Annotated in this window: 13 protein-coding genes and 1 pseudogene; 5 read left to right on the forward strand and 9 right to left on the reverse strand. The window is 58.6% G+C overall.

Translation table 11 applies throughout. The annotated features are described in order from the left end of the window. Window positions 1-57 precede the first annotated feature (57 nt). Window positions 58-675: a cell envelope biogenesis protein TolA gene (locus I6F38_RS07570; RefSeq protein WP_225159769.1), complete on the forward strand. Its 618-nt coding sequence runs from the start codon at window positions 58-60 to the stop codon at window positions 673-675. 58 nt (window positions 676-733) lie between these two features. On the opposite strand, the gene I6F38_RS07575 is transcribed toward I6F38_RS07570, so the two are convergent. Both I6F38_RS07575 and ligD read right to left on the reverse strand, forming a co-directional pair. After that, a complete protein-coding gene (locus I6F38_RS07575) occupies window positions 734-901 on the reverse strand; it encodes a hypothetical protein (RefSeq protein WP_225159771.1) in 168 nt (55 codons plus the stop codon). Then, window positions 901-1,821 carry a non-homologous end-joining DNA ligase gene (ligD, locus tag I6F38_RS07580; RefSeq protein WP_225159774.1) on the reverse strand — a complete coding sequence of 307 codons (921 nt, stop codon included), beginning with the start codon at window positions 1,819-1,821 and terminating at the stop codon, window positions 901-903. The genes I6F38_RS07575 and ligD overlap by 1 nt, the downstream gene beginning before the upstream one ends. A gap of 105 nt (window positions 1,822-1,926) precedes the next feature. Here ligD and I6F38_RS07585 point away from each other — a divergent pair, with 105 nt between their 5' ends. After that, window positions 1,927-2,115: a DUF3606 domain-containing protein gene (locus I6F38_RS07585; protein ID WP_225159776.1), complete on the forward strand. Its 189-nt coding sequence runs from the start codon at window positions 1,927-1,929 to the stop codon at window positions 2,113-2,115. 24 nt (window positions 2,116-2,139) lie between these two features. On the opposite strand, the gene I6F38_RS07590 is transcribed toward I6F38_RS07585, so the two are convergent. The 5 genes and pseudogenes from I6F38_RS07590 to I6F38_RS07610 all read right to left on the reverse strand — a co-directional run. Then, the gene (locus tag I6F38_RS07590) at window positions 2,140-2,418 is read right to left on the reverse strand and encodes a hypothetical protein (RefSeq protein ID WP_225159777.1); all 279 of its coding nucleotides are present in this window, start codon (window positions 2,416-2,418) and stop codon (window positions 2,140-2,142) included. Window positions 2,419-2,720: 302 nt separating this feature from the next. After that, window positions 2,721-4,583, reverse strand: coding sequence for a reverse transcriptase domain-containing protein (locus I6F38_RS07595; protein ID WP_225159778.1), 1,863 nt, complete (start codon window positions 4,581-4,583; stop codon window positions 2,721-2,723). Window positions 4,584-5,606: 1,023 nt separating this feature from the next. Further along, complete coding sequence (locus I6F38_RS07600) at window positions 5,607-5,984, reverse strand: NUDIX hydrolase (protein WP_016848005.1); 378 nt, start codon at window positions 5,982-5,984, stop codon at window positions 5,607-5,609. A gap of 1,028 nt (window positions 5,985-7,012) precedes the next feature. Continuing rightward, complete coding sequence (locus tag I6F38_RS07605; RefSeq protein WP_225159779.1) at window positions 7,013-7,567, reverse strand: hypothetical protein; 555 nt, start codon at window positions 7,565-7,567, stop codon at window positions 7,013-7,015. A gap of 929 nt (window positions 7,568-8,496) precedes the next feature. Then, window positions 8,497-8,682: pseudogene (locus I6F38_RS07610) on the reverse strand (DNA ligase); the annotation flags it as partial. Between the two features lie 687 nt (window positions 8,683-9,369). On the opposite strand from I6F38_RS07610, the gene I6F38_RS07615 reads away from it, so the two are divergent. The 3 genes from I6F38_RS07615 (at window position 9,370) to I6F38_RS07625 (ending at window position 16,026) form a co-directional block, all read left to right on the forward strand. Next, on the forward strand, window positions 9,370-12,471 hold the full coding sequence (locus tag I6F38_RS07615; protein WP_225159780.1) for a multidrug efflux RND transporter permease subunit: 3,102 nt from the start codon (window positions 9,370-9,372) through the stop codon (window positions 12,469-12,471). Window positions 12,472-13,258: 787 nt separating this feature from the next. Continuing rightward, entirely contained in the window at window positions 13,259-14,149 is an 891-nt protein-coding gene (locus I6F38_RS07620; RefSeq protein ID WP_016848000.1) for a sulfite exporter TauE/SafE family protein, read from the forward strand. A gap of 737 nt (window positions 14,150-14,886) precedes the next feature. Then, window positions 14,887-16,026 (forward strand): MFS transporter, encoded by a 1,140-nt coding sequence (locus I6F38_RS07625; RefSeq protein WP_346657098.1) that lies wholly within the window; start codon window positions 14,887-14,889, stop codon window positions 16,024-16,026. Window positions 16,027-16,276: 250 nt separating this feature from the next. Here the strand turns inward: I6F38_RS07625 and I6F38_RS07630 are convergent, their stop codons facing one another. Both I6F38_RS07630 and gmd read right to left on the reverse strand, forming a co-directional pair. After that, window positions 16,277-17,320 carry a GDP-L-fucose synthase gene (locus I6F38_RS07630; protein WP_276573480.1) on the reverse strand — a complete coding sequence of 348 codons (1,044 nt, stop codon included), beginning with the start codon at window positions 17,318-17,320 and terminating at the stop codon, window positions 16,277-16,279. Then, complete coding sequence (gene gmd / locus I6F38_RS07635) at window positions 17,301-18,386, reverse strand: GDP-mannose 4,6-dehydratase (RefSeq protein ID WP_225159781.1); 1,086 nt, start codon at window positions 18,384-18,386, stop codon at window positions 17,301-17,303. Before gmd ends, I6F38_RS07630 begins: the two co-directional genes overlap by 20 nt. Window positions 18,387-18,605 lie beyond the last annotated feature (219 nt).

Raw genomic sequence — 18,605 nt, forward strand, 5'->3', positions numbered from 1 at the left:
CCGCAGGCTTCGTGGCATGCGACGTTGACGCTCGATTAAGGAGGGCGGATCAGACCGATGGCGAGAAAACTGAAAACCTTTCAGACTTCGCTGGGCTTCTTCGATCTGGCGATCGCCGCTCCTTCCATGAAAGCGGCCCTCGAAGCCTGGGGCGCCAACAGCAATCTCTTCCACCAGGGCGCGGCGAAGGAAAGCGACGATCCGGACGTCATCGCTGCGGCCATGAAGAAGCCTGGCGTCGTTCTCAAGCGCCCGGTCGGATCCGACCGATCCTTCAGCGAGCAAGCCGAACTGCCCTCCGATCTCGGCGGGGACAGAAGATCGACAAAAGCCGCCCGCAAATCGAAGGGCCATTTTGCGAAGAAGCCTTCCTCGCGTCCGGTCGACAAGGCGGCAGAGCGGAAGGCTGCGCTTGCCTACGAACGGGAGGAGAGGCGCCGGGAGAGTGAACGGGCGAGGGTGGAGGCCGCCAGGCAGAGAGAACGTGAGCGCCGTCAGCAGGCGGTCGACAAGGCGCAGGTTGCGCTGGACAAGGCGGAGCAGGAGCACGCGAAGCGGGCTGCCGCCATCCAGGCCGAGGTTGAGGCTCTCGCGAAGAGATCGCAAACCGAAGACGATCGCTGGAATAAGGAGAGGGAGCGATTGGAAGCTGCGCTGCAGCGTGCGCGGAGTTAGTTTCTTGACGGGTTCTTGCTCAGCGGCACCGAGGAAGGCAGAGGTCGCCGGCAAGCGTTCATCGTTCGGGGTCTGGTGCGCGCGCTGCGGCTCGGTTCACCGTGGTGCGGTCCCCTCGGTCCTCGGGAGCGAGCTCCATGACCGTTTGACGCAGCTCGGCCGGAATCGTCAGCGGACTTTCGGGGGGCTTGTTCGCCCACTGCCAGAAGCGATCGAACGCATCCATCACAGGTCCTCCCGCAGGCCCCGGAAGAAGGGGTGGCGGACCTTTCCCTCGGCCGACTTCGCGCGATATTCTATCTCGGCCAGAAGCTTGGGTTCGACCCAGATGCCCTTGTGACCGATGCGCTTGGTATATGGTTGGGTCTTTCGAATGAGGGGCTTAAGCCGTTTCTGCAGATCGGCGGCCGAGACCTTGTCGAAGCCGTGGTCGACTTTGCCGGCGTAGACCAGATCGTCGCCCTTGCGCCGGCCGACGTAGATGCCGTCCCACTTCGTCCCATCGAGTGCGAAACCGGCAATGGTCAGCGTCTCACGCTGTACGCAGGTCTTTTTGACCCAATCATTCGTGCGTCCCGTCGGATAGGCGCTGCCCCGGACCTTCGAGACGACGCCTTCGAGGCCGAGCTTGCAGGCGTGCGCGAACATCTCGCGGCCGTCGATCTCGAAGCTTTCGCTGAACTGGATGTCGGTGCCGCTCAGAATCTTCTTGAGTTCGGCTTTGCGCTGAAAGAGCGGTAGCTTCCGGATATCTCGGCCGTTCAGATAGAGCAGATCGAACGCGACGAGCACGATGCTCTTCGACTTGCCCTTGAGCTCGTTCTGCAGGACCGAGAAATCGGTCGTGCCGTCGGCGGCAGGTACCACGATCTCGCCGTCCACCACCGCCGAGTTCGCCTTGATCCGCCAGGCATCGTGAGCGACCTTCTTGAAGCGATGCGTCCAATCGTGGCCGCGCCGCGTGAAGATCTTCGCCGTCTCGTTGGCCAGATGGACCTGAACACGGTAACCGTCGAGCTTGATTTCGTGAATCCAGCGCTCTCCGGATGGCACCTTCTCGATCGAGGTGGCCAGGGCCGGTTCGATAAAGCCGGGGAAGGGGGCCTTGAGGCCGATGGCCGCCGCTTTTTGACGCTGAAACGCCACTGAAGAACTCCACGCTACAGCTGATTCAAATTGGCACAGTTCGAATCGTTCCGGAACCGCCGAATCCTTGTTGCGTTGCCTCGACGCCACGAACAGGAGGTATCCATGGCGGCAGCGAAGAAGTCGAAGACGTCCCGCGGACGCAAGCAGGACCGGGCACGGGTGGCCGGCGGGCAGGACTACGAGGTGCAGTACGAGGCGAAGAAGACCGGAAGGTCGGCGCCGGCGGTGAAGAAGGCTGTCAAAAAGGTCGGCAATACGCGGAAGCGGGTGGAAAGGCGGCTAGGCCGCTGAGTAGGAGACGGGTGGCATCGGTGCTTAGCGTCGGTCCTCCTCGTCAGGGGGGCATTCTGGGCAGGTATCACCAATCGAGTCCAGCACGTCGCGAACCGGGGCCTCCGCTGCTTGAGGGGAGACGTCTGCTGGCGGGTCGTGACGGGCGATATCGAAGGCGCGCTCTCGTGCATGCGGATCGGCGCGGTCCTGCATCCAACCGTGCTCCTCGCACTCGCGGATGGCGCCCGCTTCCTGGAGCATTTGAATCGCCCATCCCCGCAGTGTCCGTGTTGTCGGCTTTCGCTCAATGGTCATCAGCATTGAAATGGACTCCGAATACGACGAATCCCGTGGCCCGTCGTTTGTTCCGGCTGCTAGCACAAGGCTGGGATTCCCTGTCAGCAGAGGGACAACGTTTTCCCCGTTCTGAGACTCCGTGAAAATGCGAGGCGGTTCTCGCAGGGTTGCCTGCATCACGTGCACTCAGGTCTTTCAGTGTCTGCGCGTGCGGCCGGAGCCGCACCGGGCTCGTGAACCGAGCCGCGCAGCGTCTCGGTAGGGTAGGCGCGGGACACCTCGAAGAGGATGTCCCTACGCCTCCCCCCAAACCGTGCGGGCACTTTTCAATGCACACGGCTTTCCGTACGCGCATGCTCTCGACCGGAGACGGCTGCACGGCATGACGGACACAGAACAATGGTCTTGCGCCGCCAACCGGACCGTTTCCAGACCGTCAGCGATCCGCTTCGCATGTCTCCTAGCCGGCGGAGATGATGCATCTCGAATGGTCCCGTCGTATCGCTGCACGCTTCGCACTTGCGAGCGTTAAGTCGATCGATCAGATCATTTGGGCTTTTGACCCACCACGCACCTGCCGTGACGTTGTCGATAGTCGGACTTGTCCAGTAGGCGCGGTTCAGATGCTTCAGTCTCCACAGCTTGATACTACGAAGCTTACCACGGACCACGGAGCTAACCTCGTAGTCCGTGCCTTTCCACAGACGCGCCATGGTTCGTGCTCTCGTCGTCCGATGTCGCATCGCCAGCGTCTTCACAAGACTGCGGAACACGACAAGCTCCAACAATCCCAAGGCGCTCTTGATGTCGTCGGCAAACGAATGGTAGTTCGCAAACCCACGGAACTCTGAGTTATAGGCGAGGACGGTTGCAACGTCGCTGGTTACCAGGAACTGCTCGCGCGGACTGCCGGTCTTCTTGGCGAGATCGCCATAGCCGTGTTGCTTGCAGAACTTGGTGACTTCCTTGCGCGGCACCCGCAGGCTGACATTGCCGGTGGTCGGCCGACGCATTACGCGCCATGTCCGTCCAGCCGGTCCCTTGCGGCTGGATTTTCGTCCAGCCCCGTAGGATGTGTATGTCGAGACGCGATAGCTCAGGAAGGTCACTCCCTTTGAAGCGGCGTGAACCCCACTTTTCTCGGGCGACACGGCGAGCTTCAAGGTCTCCGTCAGGAATCGTTCGACGCAGGCCATGATCTCGCACGCGTCCCGCTTGCTCCCGATCACGCCGATGAGGAAGTCGTCGGCATAGCGGCAGTAGCGGAGCCTTTTGAAGTTGGGGTCCATCGGATCGACGGAAGGCACTTTCCGTCTCACCTTATTGACGGCTTTGATCTCCGCAAATGCAGCATCGATCTCGGCCCGATCCGCACCTTCGGCACGGAGCCGTTCAATCTTCCGGCGGAGACTGAGGACGCGCCGTTCCAACGCCACGTAGCGCGGGAATGGACGTCGCTCACTGCCTTTGTCGAAGTCCGCCTTCATCATCTGCATGTGCTGATCCAACTCGTGCAGATAGATGTTGGCGAGCAAGGGCGAGACAACGCCGCCCTGTGGCGTACCACTGTAAGTGCGTCCGTAGACCCAATCTTCCATGTAGCCTGCTTTGAGCATTCCCTCGATCAGACCGATGAACTTATCGTCATCGATCCGCTTCCTAAGAAGCCCAAGCAGGATGTCATGGTCGATGTTGTCGAAGAACCCACGCACATCCACTTCGACCAGCCACTTGCAGCCCGTCCAACTCTTCTTGATGAGCTTGAGTGCGGTATGACAGGATCGCCCCGGGCGGAACCCATGTGATTCATTGAGGAACACAGGTTCGTAGATCGCCTCAAGTAGAATCCTGACCGCCTCCTGAACGAGCCGGTCTTCCACCGTGGGGATACCCAGCGGTCGTGTCTTGCCGTTGTCCTTCGGGATATAAACCCGCCGGACCGGCCGGAAGCGATAAGTGCCATCCGCCACGCGCCTGGCGATGTCGGCGAGCTTCTCCAGCGACATGCCGTCGAAGGTCTTGCCGTCTACACCGGGCATCAGGGCTCCCTTGTTGCGGGAGACCTTTTCGTAGGCCCACTCGAAGAGACGCGGAGATCTCATCAGGCGGTGAAGGCCACTTACGCGCTTGCCCGACCGCGACAAGGTCGGCAGTGATTCAATTCTTCTCTGGATGGTAACGGCCTGCATCAGCAGAACCTCTCCGTCGAAGAATCTTTTCTACGCATACTGCACATGCCGTTATTCGCGGCATCGTCCTTCCCCCGATCGGAGGCGCTTTCGGTCCGGTCGCCCGGCCTTATACGCATGATCGTCCGCCTCGCGGCGGCTGTCCCGGCCATTACGCCGGGCATTTGGGTACTATGACGGCTCCGTCGCCATACAGGTCCTCGAAAGAACCTGTTGCAGGCGATCCCGTAGTTACGTGTGCGGGGAGTTGCGGTGTGTTTAGGTGTCACATTCGTCTCCTTGACCCACGGATGGTGGTCGTCCCACGCGGACTGGTGGCAGTTCGCACTGGCCGGTGCGATCCGCCCCGCGTGGCGTAGCGTGTCAGCCGCGTTCGCTACTGCCAGCCCTTTGGCGACTGGAAACTGGGATTCAGGCAATGCAGCTTTCACCATGCACACCTTACTCTGTGCTCTCCACCGGGCTGCGGCGCCCGATTTCGAGACGTTTCCCGGCATGCTCTGGTCCCGTTCCTCTTTCGAGGTCTCAGTCATTTCCGACACCGGTAAGCCGGGTAAGTAAGAGCCCTACCAGTAGGCTCCATTCTTTCGAACACTCCCTTCTTCTTCACGCCACAACGGCGCACGCCGTGCGGCTCCGATCCCTCGCGCCAGAGCTTTGGTGCTCCTCGCCGGGGGCACTCGGGAAAGGGGCCCGCCGTCATGAAGTATGCCGGCGTCGCTATCACTGCCCAGTTCCCGGGTGCCCTTTTAACCGGTCTCGTCGCTGCACTCGGTCCCGCGTGCCGCCTTCGGCGTCGCTTTGCTCACGCTCCTGCGGGTGCCATTTCTCTTTAAGGCGATGCGCCTGCCTGGTCGGGCCTGCGGCCCTATGACCGAGCTCTAAGAGCGAGTCTCGTCGCGCATCGAGATCAAGTTCACAAAGAGATAGAAGGTAATCCCGTCCGATGGTAAGAGCCAATATGCGATGCGGCGAAGTTTGTTGCCTTGAGCGGAAATCAACGTGCAAGTAACCGGCTATTGTTCACTTGGGAAACAGCTTGTCCCGAATGTAGCGGGACGTCGGCGTTAGCCTGATCCGTCGCGGCTTGCGCCAGACCGCCTTGTCGATCTCCTTTGTGTCACCAATCTTCAATTGGCCCGACGCTTTCTTAGCCACGAAAACAGCATCGCTCATCTTGCGCCCAGATCGGCGGTTCGTGCCCTTCACTTCCTTCCAGAGCTTCAACGGTCCGAGTTTGATTTTCGGAAGTTCTTCCGCAACCTCTCGACGAAGGCACGCCCTGTCACTCTCACCGGCACGCTTGCGGCCGCCCGGAAACATCCAGAGCCCGTCGCGACGGCGTCTGACAAGAAGCGCACGCCCGTTCTTCGCAACGACAAGCTTTGAGGATTTCGCCATAACCCCTCAAATCGGTTTCACAATCCGAGATCTGTTTAGGCCGCTTGGGCCGCTAAGAGCAGTGACGCGGACCGCGTTCCTTCTCTTCACAAAAGGACTATCACGATGTGGGGCCGAGCTTGCATGATCCTGAGCGATCTATCGCGCAAACTTTCGTATGTCTTGGAGAAAGATCTTTGAGCAGTTAAGTTTTGAACTGCTTCAAGGAAGAGCAAGCTGGCATCGGCGAGGCGTTCTCGGTTGGGCAAGCCCTCGCCTCCCATCGGCGATGGCGATAGATTTTCTCTATCTCTCGTATCGGACATGGTCTTCAGGTACTCTCGATGAGCAATTTGATCCGACTCCGCTACAACACAATGGCAGACGAAAGCCCGGGCGGGGAGTGGAAATGGCGCGTGATCTTGGAGAGAGATGGTGGATACGAGGAAGTTCTCGTAAAGAAGCTCTCGATTAACGTGCCTTCATTCTCTCAAGCAGACGAGATGCCTATTGTGGGACGCAAGTATCACATTGCTTGCTACGGCGAATTAACGATAAAAGACGGACACGGAACCATATGCAAACCCAGGTAAGGTTGCCTTGGTTCGGGCTGCTCTCCTTATCACTTATCTTTTCCGGTTTGGCTCCGGTACAGCGAAGGTCGCCGCGGTTACGCGGATCTGCTTACCGCGCAGCCGCGCGGCGATGCTGTTCATGGTGGTCATCACGGCATATATCGGATTTGTGAAAACGTCTCATTTCGAGCCCCAGCCGGTGCCGTAATGGGCCCTGCTCCGAACAAGGTCTGATGACGGTAACTGTCCCTCATGGACGATGAGACAAAGACACGACTTTGAGTCGAACACATGGACTTCGATGCTCAAGGGACTTTCTGGCTAAGATGCAGGTCGGTCCAACAATGCGGAGATCACCCGCAATTAAACTGAATGACTGCCCAGGAACACCTTCACTCAAGCAAATTCAACTGCACACAGGTTCAGGCTGGCACGTATGACGTCGTCGGATAGACTGAGGACGATAAGGATCGTTCAATTATTTGTGCAGTCCGCCTGCTCTAAATAGAACGGCCCGCGGACACCCGCGCTGAACGTCTCGGCGGCGCCCAAAGCTTCAAGGAGGCGTGCTTTGGGGTCATTCCAGTCGCGTGTTGATCTCAGCGAACCGAGCGCTATCGCATTACCGCATCCGCACGCATCGAACCCATGGACCGATTCTCCAACCTGGTAATCGTCCGAGATATGGAACAGCCGGGCGGCGTAGCCGACAAGGAACGTCCCGCCGTATTCAGCAGAATCCCTCGTCCTAGCAAAGCCGCCATACTTCATTCGAGCTCTCACGGCGTCGATGAAGTCGGTGACCATGTAAGTCATCACATCGACACCCACGCGCGGCCTGTTAGGATGGAAGCCAAACGCCAAAAGCTGTCCCATCCGGAATGAGCTGGTAAAGCCCATGACGAAATCACCGCTCCGGAATACCTTCCTGTCGTTGCGGACGACGAGAGAGTAGTTCGAGTCCAAACCGGCGCTATCGCCACCGATGTAAACAGTGCCTTTATTAACCAGTCCAACAATACACGTCATTGCGCCCCAATCTCCTCAGCTACGCTCCGGAAGCAAACTACGGTTCATCGTGAGAACGAATTAGGTCCCTTCTGACGCACGAAAGAACGACCTGATTTCATTTCAGTGGCTGGTCGACCACCGCGCCACGCCTTTGCATGTTCTACCTCATCATTCTAGATCAGAATCAGACGTGAAGTTTAATGAGGTCGTGCGCGTGAAATGACGGGGTCAATGGCGTTATCGTGTACAAGGATGGACTTACCAGAAGTCACGACGGCCTTTGCAACCGCTCCCCTCGACTGGCAGTTCAGCATCGCCACCTTTGCGCTGCAGTCTGCTATTTAGACCGACACCCCGGTCTACATCGGTTCCATAGTTTCGCCGCACGGCGATCTCCGGGCGGACTTTGCATTTGCAGCGACGCAGGTCCGCTCAGAAGATAATCGTGGGTGATGAGGTCCTGAACAAAGCAAGCAACGTACCAATCTGAATACGCATGTTTAAAGAAATTCGTAGGAGTTCGTCGCGTCAAAATCAAAAATAGCTCGCGATGTCGCCTTATCGCCCATCACCGACATGCCCTGGTCGCCCGGCGATGACTGGTTTTAGTGGTAAAGCGAACACGGCGAATTATGAGTAGGCGCCCTAGCGCCGATACAGATCCGGCTTGAATTCTTGCGGCGAGGGCGGGACAAAGCCGTGATCGTCGGGTTTGCAACAGACTGGACGCGGGATCCTGACAGTGCGTCGCGCATGCAGGCGTTGGTCTTTGTATGGCTGAGCCGGATTCACCTCCCAGAGCCAGCGGGTATCATTGCAGAAGCTGCAGCGCGGTGAGGTAATGATGATGGATCCTCCCCGACACCATGAAAGAGCTGAATGTCGCCCCTTACCTTCGGCAGTTGACAAGATTGCTCGATTTCGACGAACAGCTTCGGCGCAACCTAGATCGCCTTATGCTCGATGCGTTTGGTGTGGGCCTGGGTCTTGCGGATCAGCGGCGTCAGTAGTTTGTGGAGATCGGTGGCCGAGGCCTTGTCGAAGCCGTGGTCGACCTTGCCGGCGTAGAACATCTCGTCACCCGTACGCCGGCCAACATAAATGTCGCCACATTCATTGCCGTCCAGCGCAAAGCTCTCAATGATGCGTGAGCATATCGCCTGCACGCTGGCGCAGGCGATCGCTTCCGAGCCGACCTAAGGATGATGAGAAAGCCCAAGAAGAAGCTTGAGTGGCACGAGGCCGCGTACAAGACGGGACCGTCGCCCGACCCGCCTGGGGGAATACTGTGGAAGTTTGAGTCGGACCGAGAACAAACCTTGGTATAGGCTTTGTAGCCCATGCGATATCACCCGCTTACCTTTGTAGAGTTGAGCATCTGCCTGGTTGTCCATACTTTCGATTTCAAAGCTGAATCATTCGATCGAACGGGTCGAAGCCTTGAACTGACGCGATTCACCTAGACGGTTTTGCGCTCCATTCAGACTTGAGCACGAGAGTAAATGGAAGCACGTGAGCCCACCTCCACATCCTGAGGCGGACCTCAGGCTGATTACGCGCAAAAAGGACTTGGGTCTTATCTTGCGAAGGCGCTCCGTATTCGAGATCGCACTCAGCCAAGCGGGGTCGGCGTTCATCATAAGCAGCGAGAATGGAAGAAGCGGAAGGCTGAGCCTCTGCTTGGGAACATACGAGTCTTTAGAGCGGCCACTTCAGTTTCGCTTATAGCAGGGGCCTGGCCGCAGTTGCCGCTTTAATAACGATGGCTGTCGCGCGACTCGCTAGCGAGTTTGCGTCACCCTCTTTGAATGCGAGTCGAGATGACATTTACAGAGCTTTTCATCAAGCGTCCGGTTTTATCTATCGTCGTCAGTCTACTGATCTTGCTGATCGGCCTTCGCGCGGCCGCTGTTCTGCCAATCCGGCAGTATCCCAAACTGTCTAACACGGTCGTCAATATCACGACCTCCTATCCTGGCGCCTCCGCCGACATGATCCAGGGGTACATCACCACTCCTCTGGAGCAGGCGGTCGCTTCCGCAGAGGGCGTCGACTATGTCACTTCCTCATCTGTGCTCGGTGCGTCGACGATCCAAGTCTACATCAAGCTCAATTTCGATCCCAACGAGGCACTCACCGAGGTGCTGTCTAAGGTCAATTCAGTCAAATCGTTAATCCCGAAAGAATCGAACGATCCGGTCGTCACTAAGTCAAGCGGTCAGGCTACCGCTGTCATGTACATCGCCTTCTCCAGCGAGGAACTGACGGCCAGCGCGATCTCGGACTATCTCTCGCGCGTCGTGCAACCGGTTATGTCGACCGTCGACGGCGTTGCGGCGGCTGACATCTTGGGCAGCCAAAGTTTTGCGATGCGGCTATGGCTCGATGCTGCGAAAATGGCGGGGCACGGCGTGTCGCCGGCAGATGTTTCGGCTGCAATCGCTGCCAACAACTTCCAGGCCGCGTCCGGTCAGACCAAGGGCTATTTCACTATCTCCGACGTCACGACAAACACCGACCTGCGGAGTGTCGATGACTTCAAGCGCATGGTCGTCAAAGCGAATGACGGCGGCTTTGTACGCATGGAGGACATTGCGGCAGTCGAGCTTGCCGCGCAGACCACAGACGTCAGCGTCTCCATGAACGGCGAGCACGCGGTATTCATCGGTGTCCAGGCGAGCCCGCAGGGCAATCCGCTAAACATAGTGCGAGGTGTTCGGGCGCTGTTTCCAGAAATGGAACGCAACCTGCCGCCGGCACTGAAGATGAAAGTGGCCTACGATTCCACCAAATTCATTCAATCGTCGATCGATGAAGTGGAGAAGACGCTCATTGAGGCCGTCGTGATAGTGGTGGTGGTCATCTTTCTATTCCTGGCCTCGCTGCGGTCGGTCATCATTCCCGTCGTTACCATTCCGTTGTCGCTCATCGGTGTCTGCAGCATGATGCTGGCGTTGGGATTTTCATTCAATCTCCTTACCCTCCTTGCGATGGTACTCGCGATCGGTCTCGTGGTCGACGACGCGATCGTCGTGGTGGAGAACGTTCATCGCCATCTGGAAGAAGGTGCGCCGCCCCTCCAGGCTGCTGCGAGAGGCGCGCGCGAGATCGTGGGCCCCGTCGTCTCCATGACGATTACGTTGGCCGCCGTATACGCGCCCATCGGTTTTCTCGGGGGCGTCACCGGCGCGCTGTTCCGCGAGTTCGCGTTTACGCTGGCGGGGGCGGTGATCGTGTCGGGCGTGATCGCTTTGACGCTGTCGCCGATGATGTGCTCGGTCTGCCTGAAGAGCGCTGAGGAGGGGCGGTTTGCAAGAGTTGTGAACCGCGTGTTTGGCGCCACGACACGCTGGTACGGACGCAAGCTCGACCGCTCGCTCGACTATCGTCCGATTACCGGGCTGTTCGCCCTGACCATGCTGGGTCTCGTCGGTTTTCTCTATATGCACACTTCCAAGGAACTCGCGCCGGAGGAAGATCAAGGGATTGTATTCGCGCTAACCAAAGCGCCGAAATACGCCAACATCGACTACCTCAACTATTACGGCGCCAAGCTCGAAAAGGCGTTTCAGAAGTTTCCCGAGACCGATTTGAGCTTCGTGCTCAACGGCACTAGCGGCTCGCGGGGAGGGATGGCCGGCATGTTGCTCAAGCCTTGGGATGAGCGCAAGCGGTCATCGATCGCGCTAAAGTCCCTTGTCCAGGTCGAGCTGTCCAAAATCGAAGGTATTAACGCATTTGCGTTTAGCCTGCCGTCGCTTCCGGGAGGCACGGACGGGCTACCAGTGCAGATGGTGATCAATTCGACGCTAGGTTTCCAATCCGTCTATGAGCAGATGTCGAACCTGAAGGATGCCGCGCGCAAAAGCGGTCTGTTCATGGTCAGCGATTCTGACCTCGAGTTCAATCAGCCCGTGGTACGAATCAAGGTCGATCGATCGAAGGCCAACGATCTTGGCATCACCATGCAGAATATTGGTAACGCGCTCGCCACCCTACTTGGCGGAAACTACGTCAATCACTTCAATCTGCAAGGCCGTTCGTACCAAGTGATTCCGCAGGTGCCCCGCGAGCAACGCTTGGCCCCGGAAGCGATCGGAAACTATTATGTGAAGACCGCGAAAGGTTCGATGCTTCCGCTGTCTACCGTAGTCTCGGTGGAGACTGCGACTGATCCGAACGCACTCACGCACTACAACCAGCTCAACTGCGCGACCTTTCAAGCCGTGCCAATGCCCGGCGTTACGATCGGTCAGGCCGTGGACTTCCTGGAAGCGCAGGCAAAGAAACTGCCCGCAGGCTTCAGCCACGACTTCCTTGCCGACGCCCGGCAATATGTGCACGAGGGTAACCAACTGGCCATTACCTTCGCGTTTGCCCTTATCGTCATATTCTTGGTGCTTGCGGCGCAGTTCGAAAGTCTGCGCGATCCCCTCGTTATTATGATCAGCGTGCCGATGGCAATCGTCGGCGCCCTGATACCGCTATTTTTGGGCTGGGCGACGATCAACATCTACACCCAGGTCGGACTGCTAACGCTGGTCGGGTTGATTTCCAAGCATGGCATCTTGATGGTTGAGTTCGCCAATGAACTGCAGCTCAAGGAGCGACTTGACCGTCGCTCGGCTATAGAGATGGCGGCACGCGTCCGGTTGCGTCCAATCTTGATGACGACGGCGGCGATGGTCACGGGCCTCATACCCTTGTTGACCGCAACGGGAGCTGGCGCCGCGAGTCGCTTTTCGATCGGGCTGGTGCTCGTCGCTGGCATGTCTATCGGCACGCTCTTCACTCTCTTCGTGCTGCCGGCGGTCTATGTCGCAATCGCGTCCGATCACCGAGCCGACGCGAGCGCCGGTCACGGGAAGAACGGCACAGAGGTTGAACTCACCGGCGCTGCTGATGTCCAGCTGGCCAAATAGTAACGATTAATCAATCCGCGTTCGCTCGATTGCTGCTCCGGATAGGGCGTTGTTCGCCGACCGCGGTGATTTTATCGACTCGAAATTCACGAGGGTACAAGGATGATGTCCAACTGCTGCGCCTGTTTTGACCCATCGTTTGCCCGAGGAGAAGGGCTGCACACTGCCAAAAATGCGGCCGCTTCATGATGCCGGTGTGGTCAGCGATAGAGCCTGGGACGGCCTCATGCTTTTCGCGTAACGAGATCGTCGCCACATGCTGCCCAGCTTGGCGAGCGTCAGGCGGCCGGCGAAGAACTTGTCAACGCTGAAAAGGTGATGTTGCTATTATCCCAACGTCTCTGGAGCGAATTGCTTTACTCCCGTCTGAGCGCCTCGCATTGCTAGTTGAAAACGACGACCTCTGGGTTGCAACGACCTTAGGGTTTAGTTGCCGACAGTTCAAGTCCACTGGGGACCGTTCGGAACTGGTCGTCAGGAGCCCCTCGCATCTACGACCGCCGCAGTCATGGCTTCGATACGAAAACCAGCGATCGACAAGCCGAAAAATAGACTGACACGTATTAGCTGAGTTATCGCGGTCGGGTAGGGGAAGTACAACGCAGCTTCATACAACCGAAGTCGATAATAAGAGAAACTAGCGCGCTTGGCCACGGCCAAAAGCCAATGTGAAGGTCGCCGGAGCTGCGAAGCGAGGGCGGAATCTGCCGCAATCCTGATGACCAATGTCCACGTCTGATTCGCTGACGTGTGATCGGACGCGCTCCGGACTAGGAAGGTTAAGTAAATGCCTGAGTTTGATGGTGCTATGCTATTTTTGGCCGCAACAACTTGTTTTGCGGCCTTTGTAAATGGAGCCATTGGCTACGGTTTTTCGTCGCTCACTGTACCCCTTGCGCTGGTTTTCTACCCCAATCGCATTCTCAACCCGGCCATTGTTATCATCGAAGTCTTCGTCAACGTTTACGTCCTCTTCATCAATCTGAAGGGTGTGCCGGCGGTTTGGAGACGAGTGTTTCCCATCTTGCTTGGGCTCTTGCCAGGCATTGCGCTCGGGGGCTATGCGTTGGCCTCACTGCAGCCGGGCTGGATCAAATTCGCCACGTACACGATCATTTTGCCCCTGATCTTGTTGCAAGCCGCGGGCTGGCGCCGCCCTATCGAAGCGAGCTGGCTGATCGGTCTGCCATTCGGGTCGATGCTGGGCATCCTCTATTCGGTGACGACTATCTCCGGCCCGCCTTTGGCCATGCTGTTTAACAACCAGGGCCTCGTCAAAAACGAATTTCGCGCCGGTCTTGCCCTGGTTCGCGTAGTGGAATCGAGCGCGACTGCCTTTGTCTACTACAAGCTCGGCCTTTTCATTTCCGAAAGCGGCAGCCTGCTTTATGCCTTTATACCCAGTGTTTTGCTCGGCATCCCGCTGGGATCCTACGTCATTCGGCGGCTTGATCCGGAGATGTTTCGACGCATTTGCATGAGCTTTGATGCTTGGATCGTGGGATTCGGTCTGTCACGGGTGTTGATCGAGCTCGATCTCGTGCAGAACGGCTGGGCTTACAGCGTGATGACGGCGACAATACTGATCGATTTTTGCTTGCTATACTCATTCGTTACCACGCACAGTCCGACCTGGTCAGAACGACAGTCGCGGCGCTCCGCGGATATAAGCGCTTGAGGGATGCCGGCGACCAGCTCGCTATCGAACGCGCGCTTCCTGGACCTAACCAGATAGCAAAGGTAATTGATGACTGCACGCGACGCCGATGCTGCCCTTCTGGCGCCAACATAAATGGCAGGGAGGATTTGGTTGATTGCTCCATCACAACCCAGCGCTCCCACACCGGGAATTTGGAATCGCAGCTCTGATTTTCCGTCACGTTCGGATGATCTGCCGCGATCCGATGCCCCGGTATAGCGTAGAAGTTCCCCGCGGTCAGCTCCGGTCCTCCATGAATGTTCGTTGTATTGAGCTCAGGCGTAGCGCAGCGCCTTTGCGTTTTGTGAGAGCTTCCAGATTGACAGCAAATGCTGCCGGGGAGCTGACGGCCGTGTTCACGCGAGCTGTGGTGTTCTTCTCGAAGTAAACGCAAGGTCCGGGTGCCGTCGGCTTTGTGCGCTTTGCGACAAAGGCAACTCGAGCTGTTGCGCCTCTAACCGTCGGAAACAAGCAAAGACTAGTGTCCTTCGTACGGCTAGCTATCCGAGAAAGATAGGCCAAACCGGTGTCCGGGGCTTGACGATCATTCCGCGTTGACGCTTGCCACTCCGGGAGTGGCTCGAGCTTTTGCGATGGCATCGCATTTGCAGGGATGAAAAATGTCAACGTGAGGCCATCATCGGACCGCTTGCAGGCGGCGCACACAGGATGAGGGGCGCCGCGCTCACCAGCCCGTTCTCTCAGGAGTGCCTGTGATACCATCTGCCAATTGGGCAGCCGGCCTGCTTGGGACGCGGCTTGCGTTTTTTGTTGCCGGATTTGGCCTCGCGGCGTGGGCGCCTTTGGTGCCGCTCGCCAAGGAGCGGCTCGCGGTAGATGACCGCATGCTCGGTCTTCTGCTGCTCTGTCTCGGAATGGGATCCGTTCTCGCTATGCTTTTGACCAGCGTGTCGAATGCGCGGTACGGCAGCAAGCCCATTATCTTCGTCGGTGGACTCGGCCTCGCGCTTATCCTGCCGTGGCTTGCTATCGCCGGAACACCTCTTGCGCTCGGTGCCACGCTGTTTGCGTTCGGCGTTTCACTGGGGGCGATCGATGTAGCCATGAACATCTATGCGATTGAACTGGAGCGCGCCACCGGCCGTCCATTGATGTCCGGCTTCCATGCCCATTACAGCATCGGCGAATTCACCGGCTCTGCCGCCGTGACTTTGTTCCTTTCGCTTCAGCTTGGTCCGCTTTTTTCAACGTTAGTCTGCTCGATGTTTATGATGATCGCGATTGTGTCGGCCTGGCCGCGGTTGACCGCGACGAGTGTAAGGCAGCAGGGGCCAGTGTTTGTCTTGCCCCATCGCAGTGTGGTGCTAATAGCTGCGCTCGCGGCTATTACGTTTCTTGTCGAAGGTGCAATGCTTGATTGGAGCGCTTTGCTTCTCGTTGGGCAAGATCTTCTCGCTGAGGCGCATGGAGGTCTTGGCTGTATGCTCTTCGCCATCGCGATGACTGCGGGACGTCTCGGCGGAGATGCCGTAGTGGAGCGAATCGGCGACCGTGCCACATTGATGCTCGGAACTCTACCAATCATGATAGGCTTCCTGGCTGTGGTCGCCGCGCCGGTTGTGGTAATTGCCATGGCTGGGTTCCTGCTTATTGGATTGGGTATTTCAAATGTTGTACCTGTGCTGTGTCGCCGCGCCGGCAAACAGAAGGTGATGCCGGTGGGCGTTGCAATCGCGGTCATCACGACAGCTGGCTACGCCGGTATACTGATGGGTCCCGCCAGCATCGGGCTCGTCGCACACATGACCGGCTTGCCTTTTGCGTTCGGCATGTTAGGCGCGCTCATGTGCATCGTCACGCTGTCGGCGCGGATGGTTATGGCCGAACCTCGCTAGGCCGCCGATCGAGAGGAAAAGGACACCGGCACGTTTCGAGCCAATGATCGGCTGCGGCGCCGGCGTTCAAGGCTAAGAGTCGATCAGATCCCAACCTGATAGCAGTAAAACGGCACTCTCGATCACAACCATTCCTCTGTTCCTGCGAGTTGGCTCGCTGAACCGTAGCTAGGATGTGCGTGTCACTTGGATGAATCGAACGTCCAACCGAGCGCTGCTGACGAAGAGCGTTGGGCAACGCGCGGCAAAGTTAATCGTTACGCGAGCGACGGGGCCAGCTAGGTGATACCCGTGCACGGATCCTCGGATGGGCCTGCTTACGCCACTTGTCGGGGACAAGCAGTGCCGTCCATTTGCTGTCGGCGAGATATGCCCGATACGCTAGCTGAATGCCATCTTCCAGCGCGGTCTGGGCATGCCAGCCGAGCCTCGCCAGCCGACCGACGTCGAGCAGCTTGCGCGGCGTGCCGTCCGGGCGCGACGTGTCGAAGCTAATCTCACCGCGAAAACCGACGGCGGCCGCGACCATGAGTGCGAACTCGGCGATGGTGATGTCCTCGCCGGTGCCGATATTGACCAGTTCGGGCGATGAATAGGTCTTCATCAGATGGACGCAGGCGTCGGCGAGATCGTCGACATAGAGGAATTCGCGGCGCGGCGTGCCGGTGCCCCACACCACGACGTTGCCGGCGCCCGAAACCTTGGCCTCGTGGAAGCGGCGGATCAGCGCGGCGACGACGTGGCTGTATTCGGGGTGATAATTGTCGCCGGGGCCGTAAAGATTGGTCGGCATCACGCTGATGAAATCGGCGCCGTACTGGCTGCGATAGGCCTCGGCCATCTTGATGCCGGCGATCTTGGCGATGGCATAGGGCTCGTTGGTCGGCTCCAGCGGGCCGGTCAACATCGAATCCTCGCGCAGCGGCTGCGGCGCCAGGCGCGGATAGATGCAGGACGAGCCGAAGAACATCAGCTTCTCGCAGCCATTGGCATGGGCCGCCTCGATCACGTTGCTCGAGATCGCCAGATTGTCGTAGAGGAATTCCGCCCGCAGCGTGTTGTTGGCGACGATGCCGCCGACCTTGGCGGCAGCGAGGAACGCGGCCTGCGGCCGCTTCGCGGCAAACCAGGCATTCACCGCGGTTTGGTCACGCAGATCGACCTCGCTGCGCGACACCGTCAGGAGATCGGCCTCCTCGCGCGCCAGCCGGCGCATCAGCGCCGAGCCGACCATGCCGCGATGGCCGGCAACGAAGACCGTCTTGCCCTTCAGCTCAAACGCCGTGCTTGCCATTGGCCGCGTCCTGCCTGGCCTCGACGAGATCGCTGGCGACCATTTCCTTCACCAGCTGCGCGAACGGCGTCTTCGGCGCCCAGCCGAGCTTGGCGCGCGCCTTGCTGGCGTCGCCGATCAGAAGATCGACCTCGGTCGGGCGGAAATAGGTCGGATCGATCTGCACCAGGGTGTTGCCGGACGCCTTGTCGATACCGACCTCCTCGACGCCCTTGCCGCGCCATTCGATGCTGCGGCCGACCTCGGCAAACGCCAGCTCGACGAACTCGCGGACCGACCGCGTCTCGCCGGTCGCGAGCACGAAGTCGCCGGGCTCGTCCACCTGCAGGATCCTGTGCATGCCCTCGACATAGTCGCGGGCGTGGCCCCAGTCGCGCTTGGCGTCGAGATTGCCGAGATAGAGCTTGTTCTCGAGGCCGACCTCGATGCGGGCAACGGCGCGGGTGATCTTGCGCGTCACGAAGGTCTCGCCGCGGATCGGGCTCTCATGGTTGAACAGGATGCCGTTGCTGGCGAACATGCCATAGGCCTCACGGTAGTTCACCGTGATCCAGTAGCCGTAGAGCTTGGCGACGCCATAGGGCGAGCGCGGATAGAACGGCGTGGTCTCCTTCTGCGGCACCTCCTGCACGAGCCCGTAAAGCTCCGAGGTCGAAGCCTGGTAGAACCGCGTTTCCTTTTCCATGCCGAGGATGCGAATCGCCTCCAAGAGCCGCAGCACGCCGATCGCGTCGGCGTTGGCGGTGTATTCCGGGCTCTCGAAACTGACCTGGACGTGGCTCTGGGCGGCGAGGTTGTAGATCTCGGTCGGCCGGATCTGCTGCACCAGGCGGATCAGATTGGTCGAATCCGTCATGTCGCCATAGTGCATCAGGAACGGCACGTTGCCGGCGTGCGGATCCTGGTAGAGATGGTCGACGCGCGCGGTGTTGAACGAGGACGACCGCCGCTTGATCCCGTGCACGGTGTAGCCGAGACCGAGCAGATATTCGGCGAGATACGCGCCGTCCTGCCCGGTCACGCCGGTGATCAGCGCAACGCGCCGCTTTGAGTCCTGAGCCGCCATTGTTTCTCTTAGTTCCGCCGGAACGAGGGCGCCCTTTCGAAACGCGATTTGCGGGGCCCTTTCACGATCTAGATGCGCAAGCGCGCACCACCCGCAATAAAAGGAAAGCGATCGTTACTCTAGTCATACACCTCATATAGAAATGCGCACTATATACATTGATTTATTCTCGACCGTACCATTCAGAGTCAAAAAGGAACGTCAGCTAACACGCGCGAC

This window comes from Bradyrhizobium sp. BRP56 (assembly GCF_020194035.1).
Lineage (GTDB): Bacteria > Pseudomonadota > Alphaproteobacteria > Rhizobiales > Xanthobacteraceae > Bradyrhizobium > Bradyrhizobium australafricanum.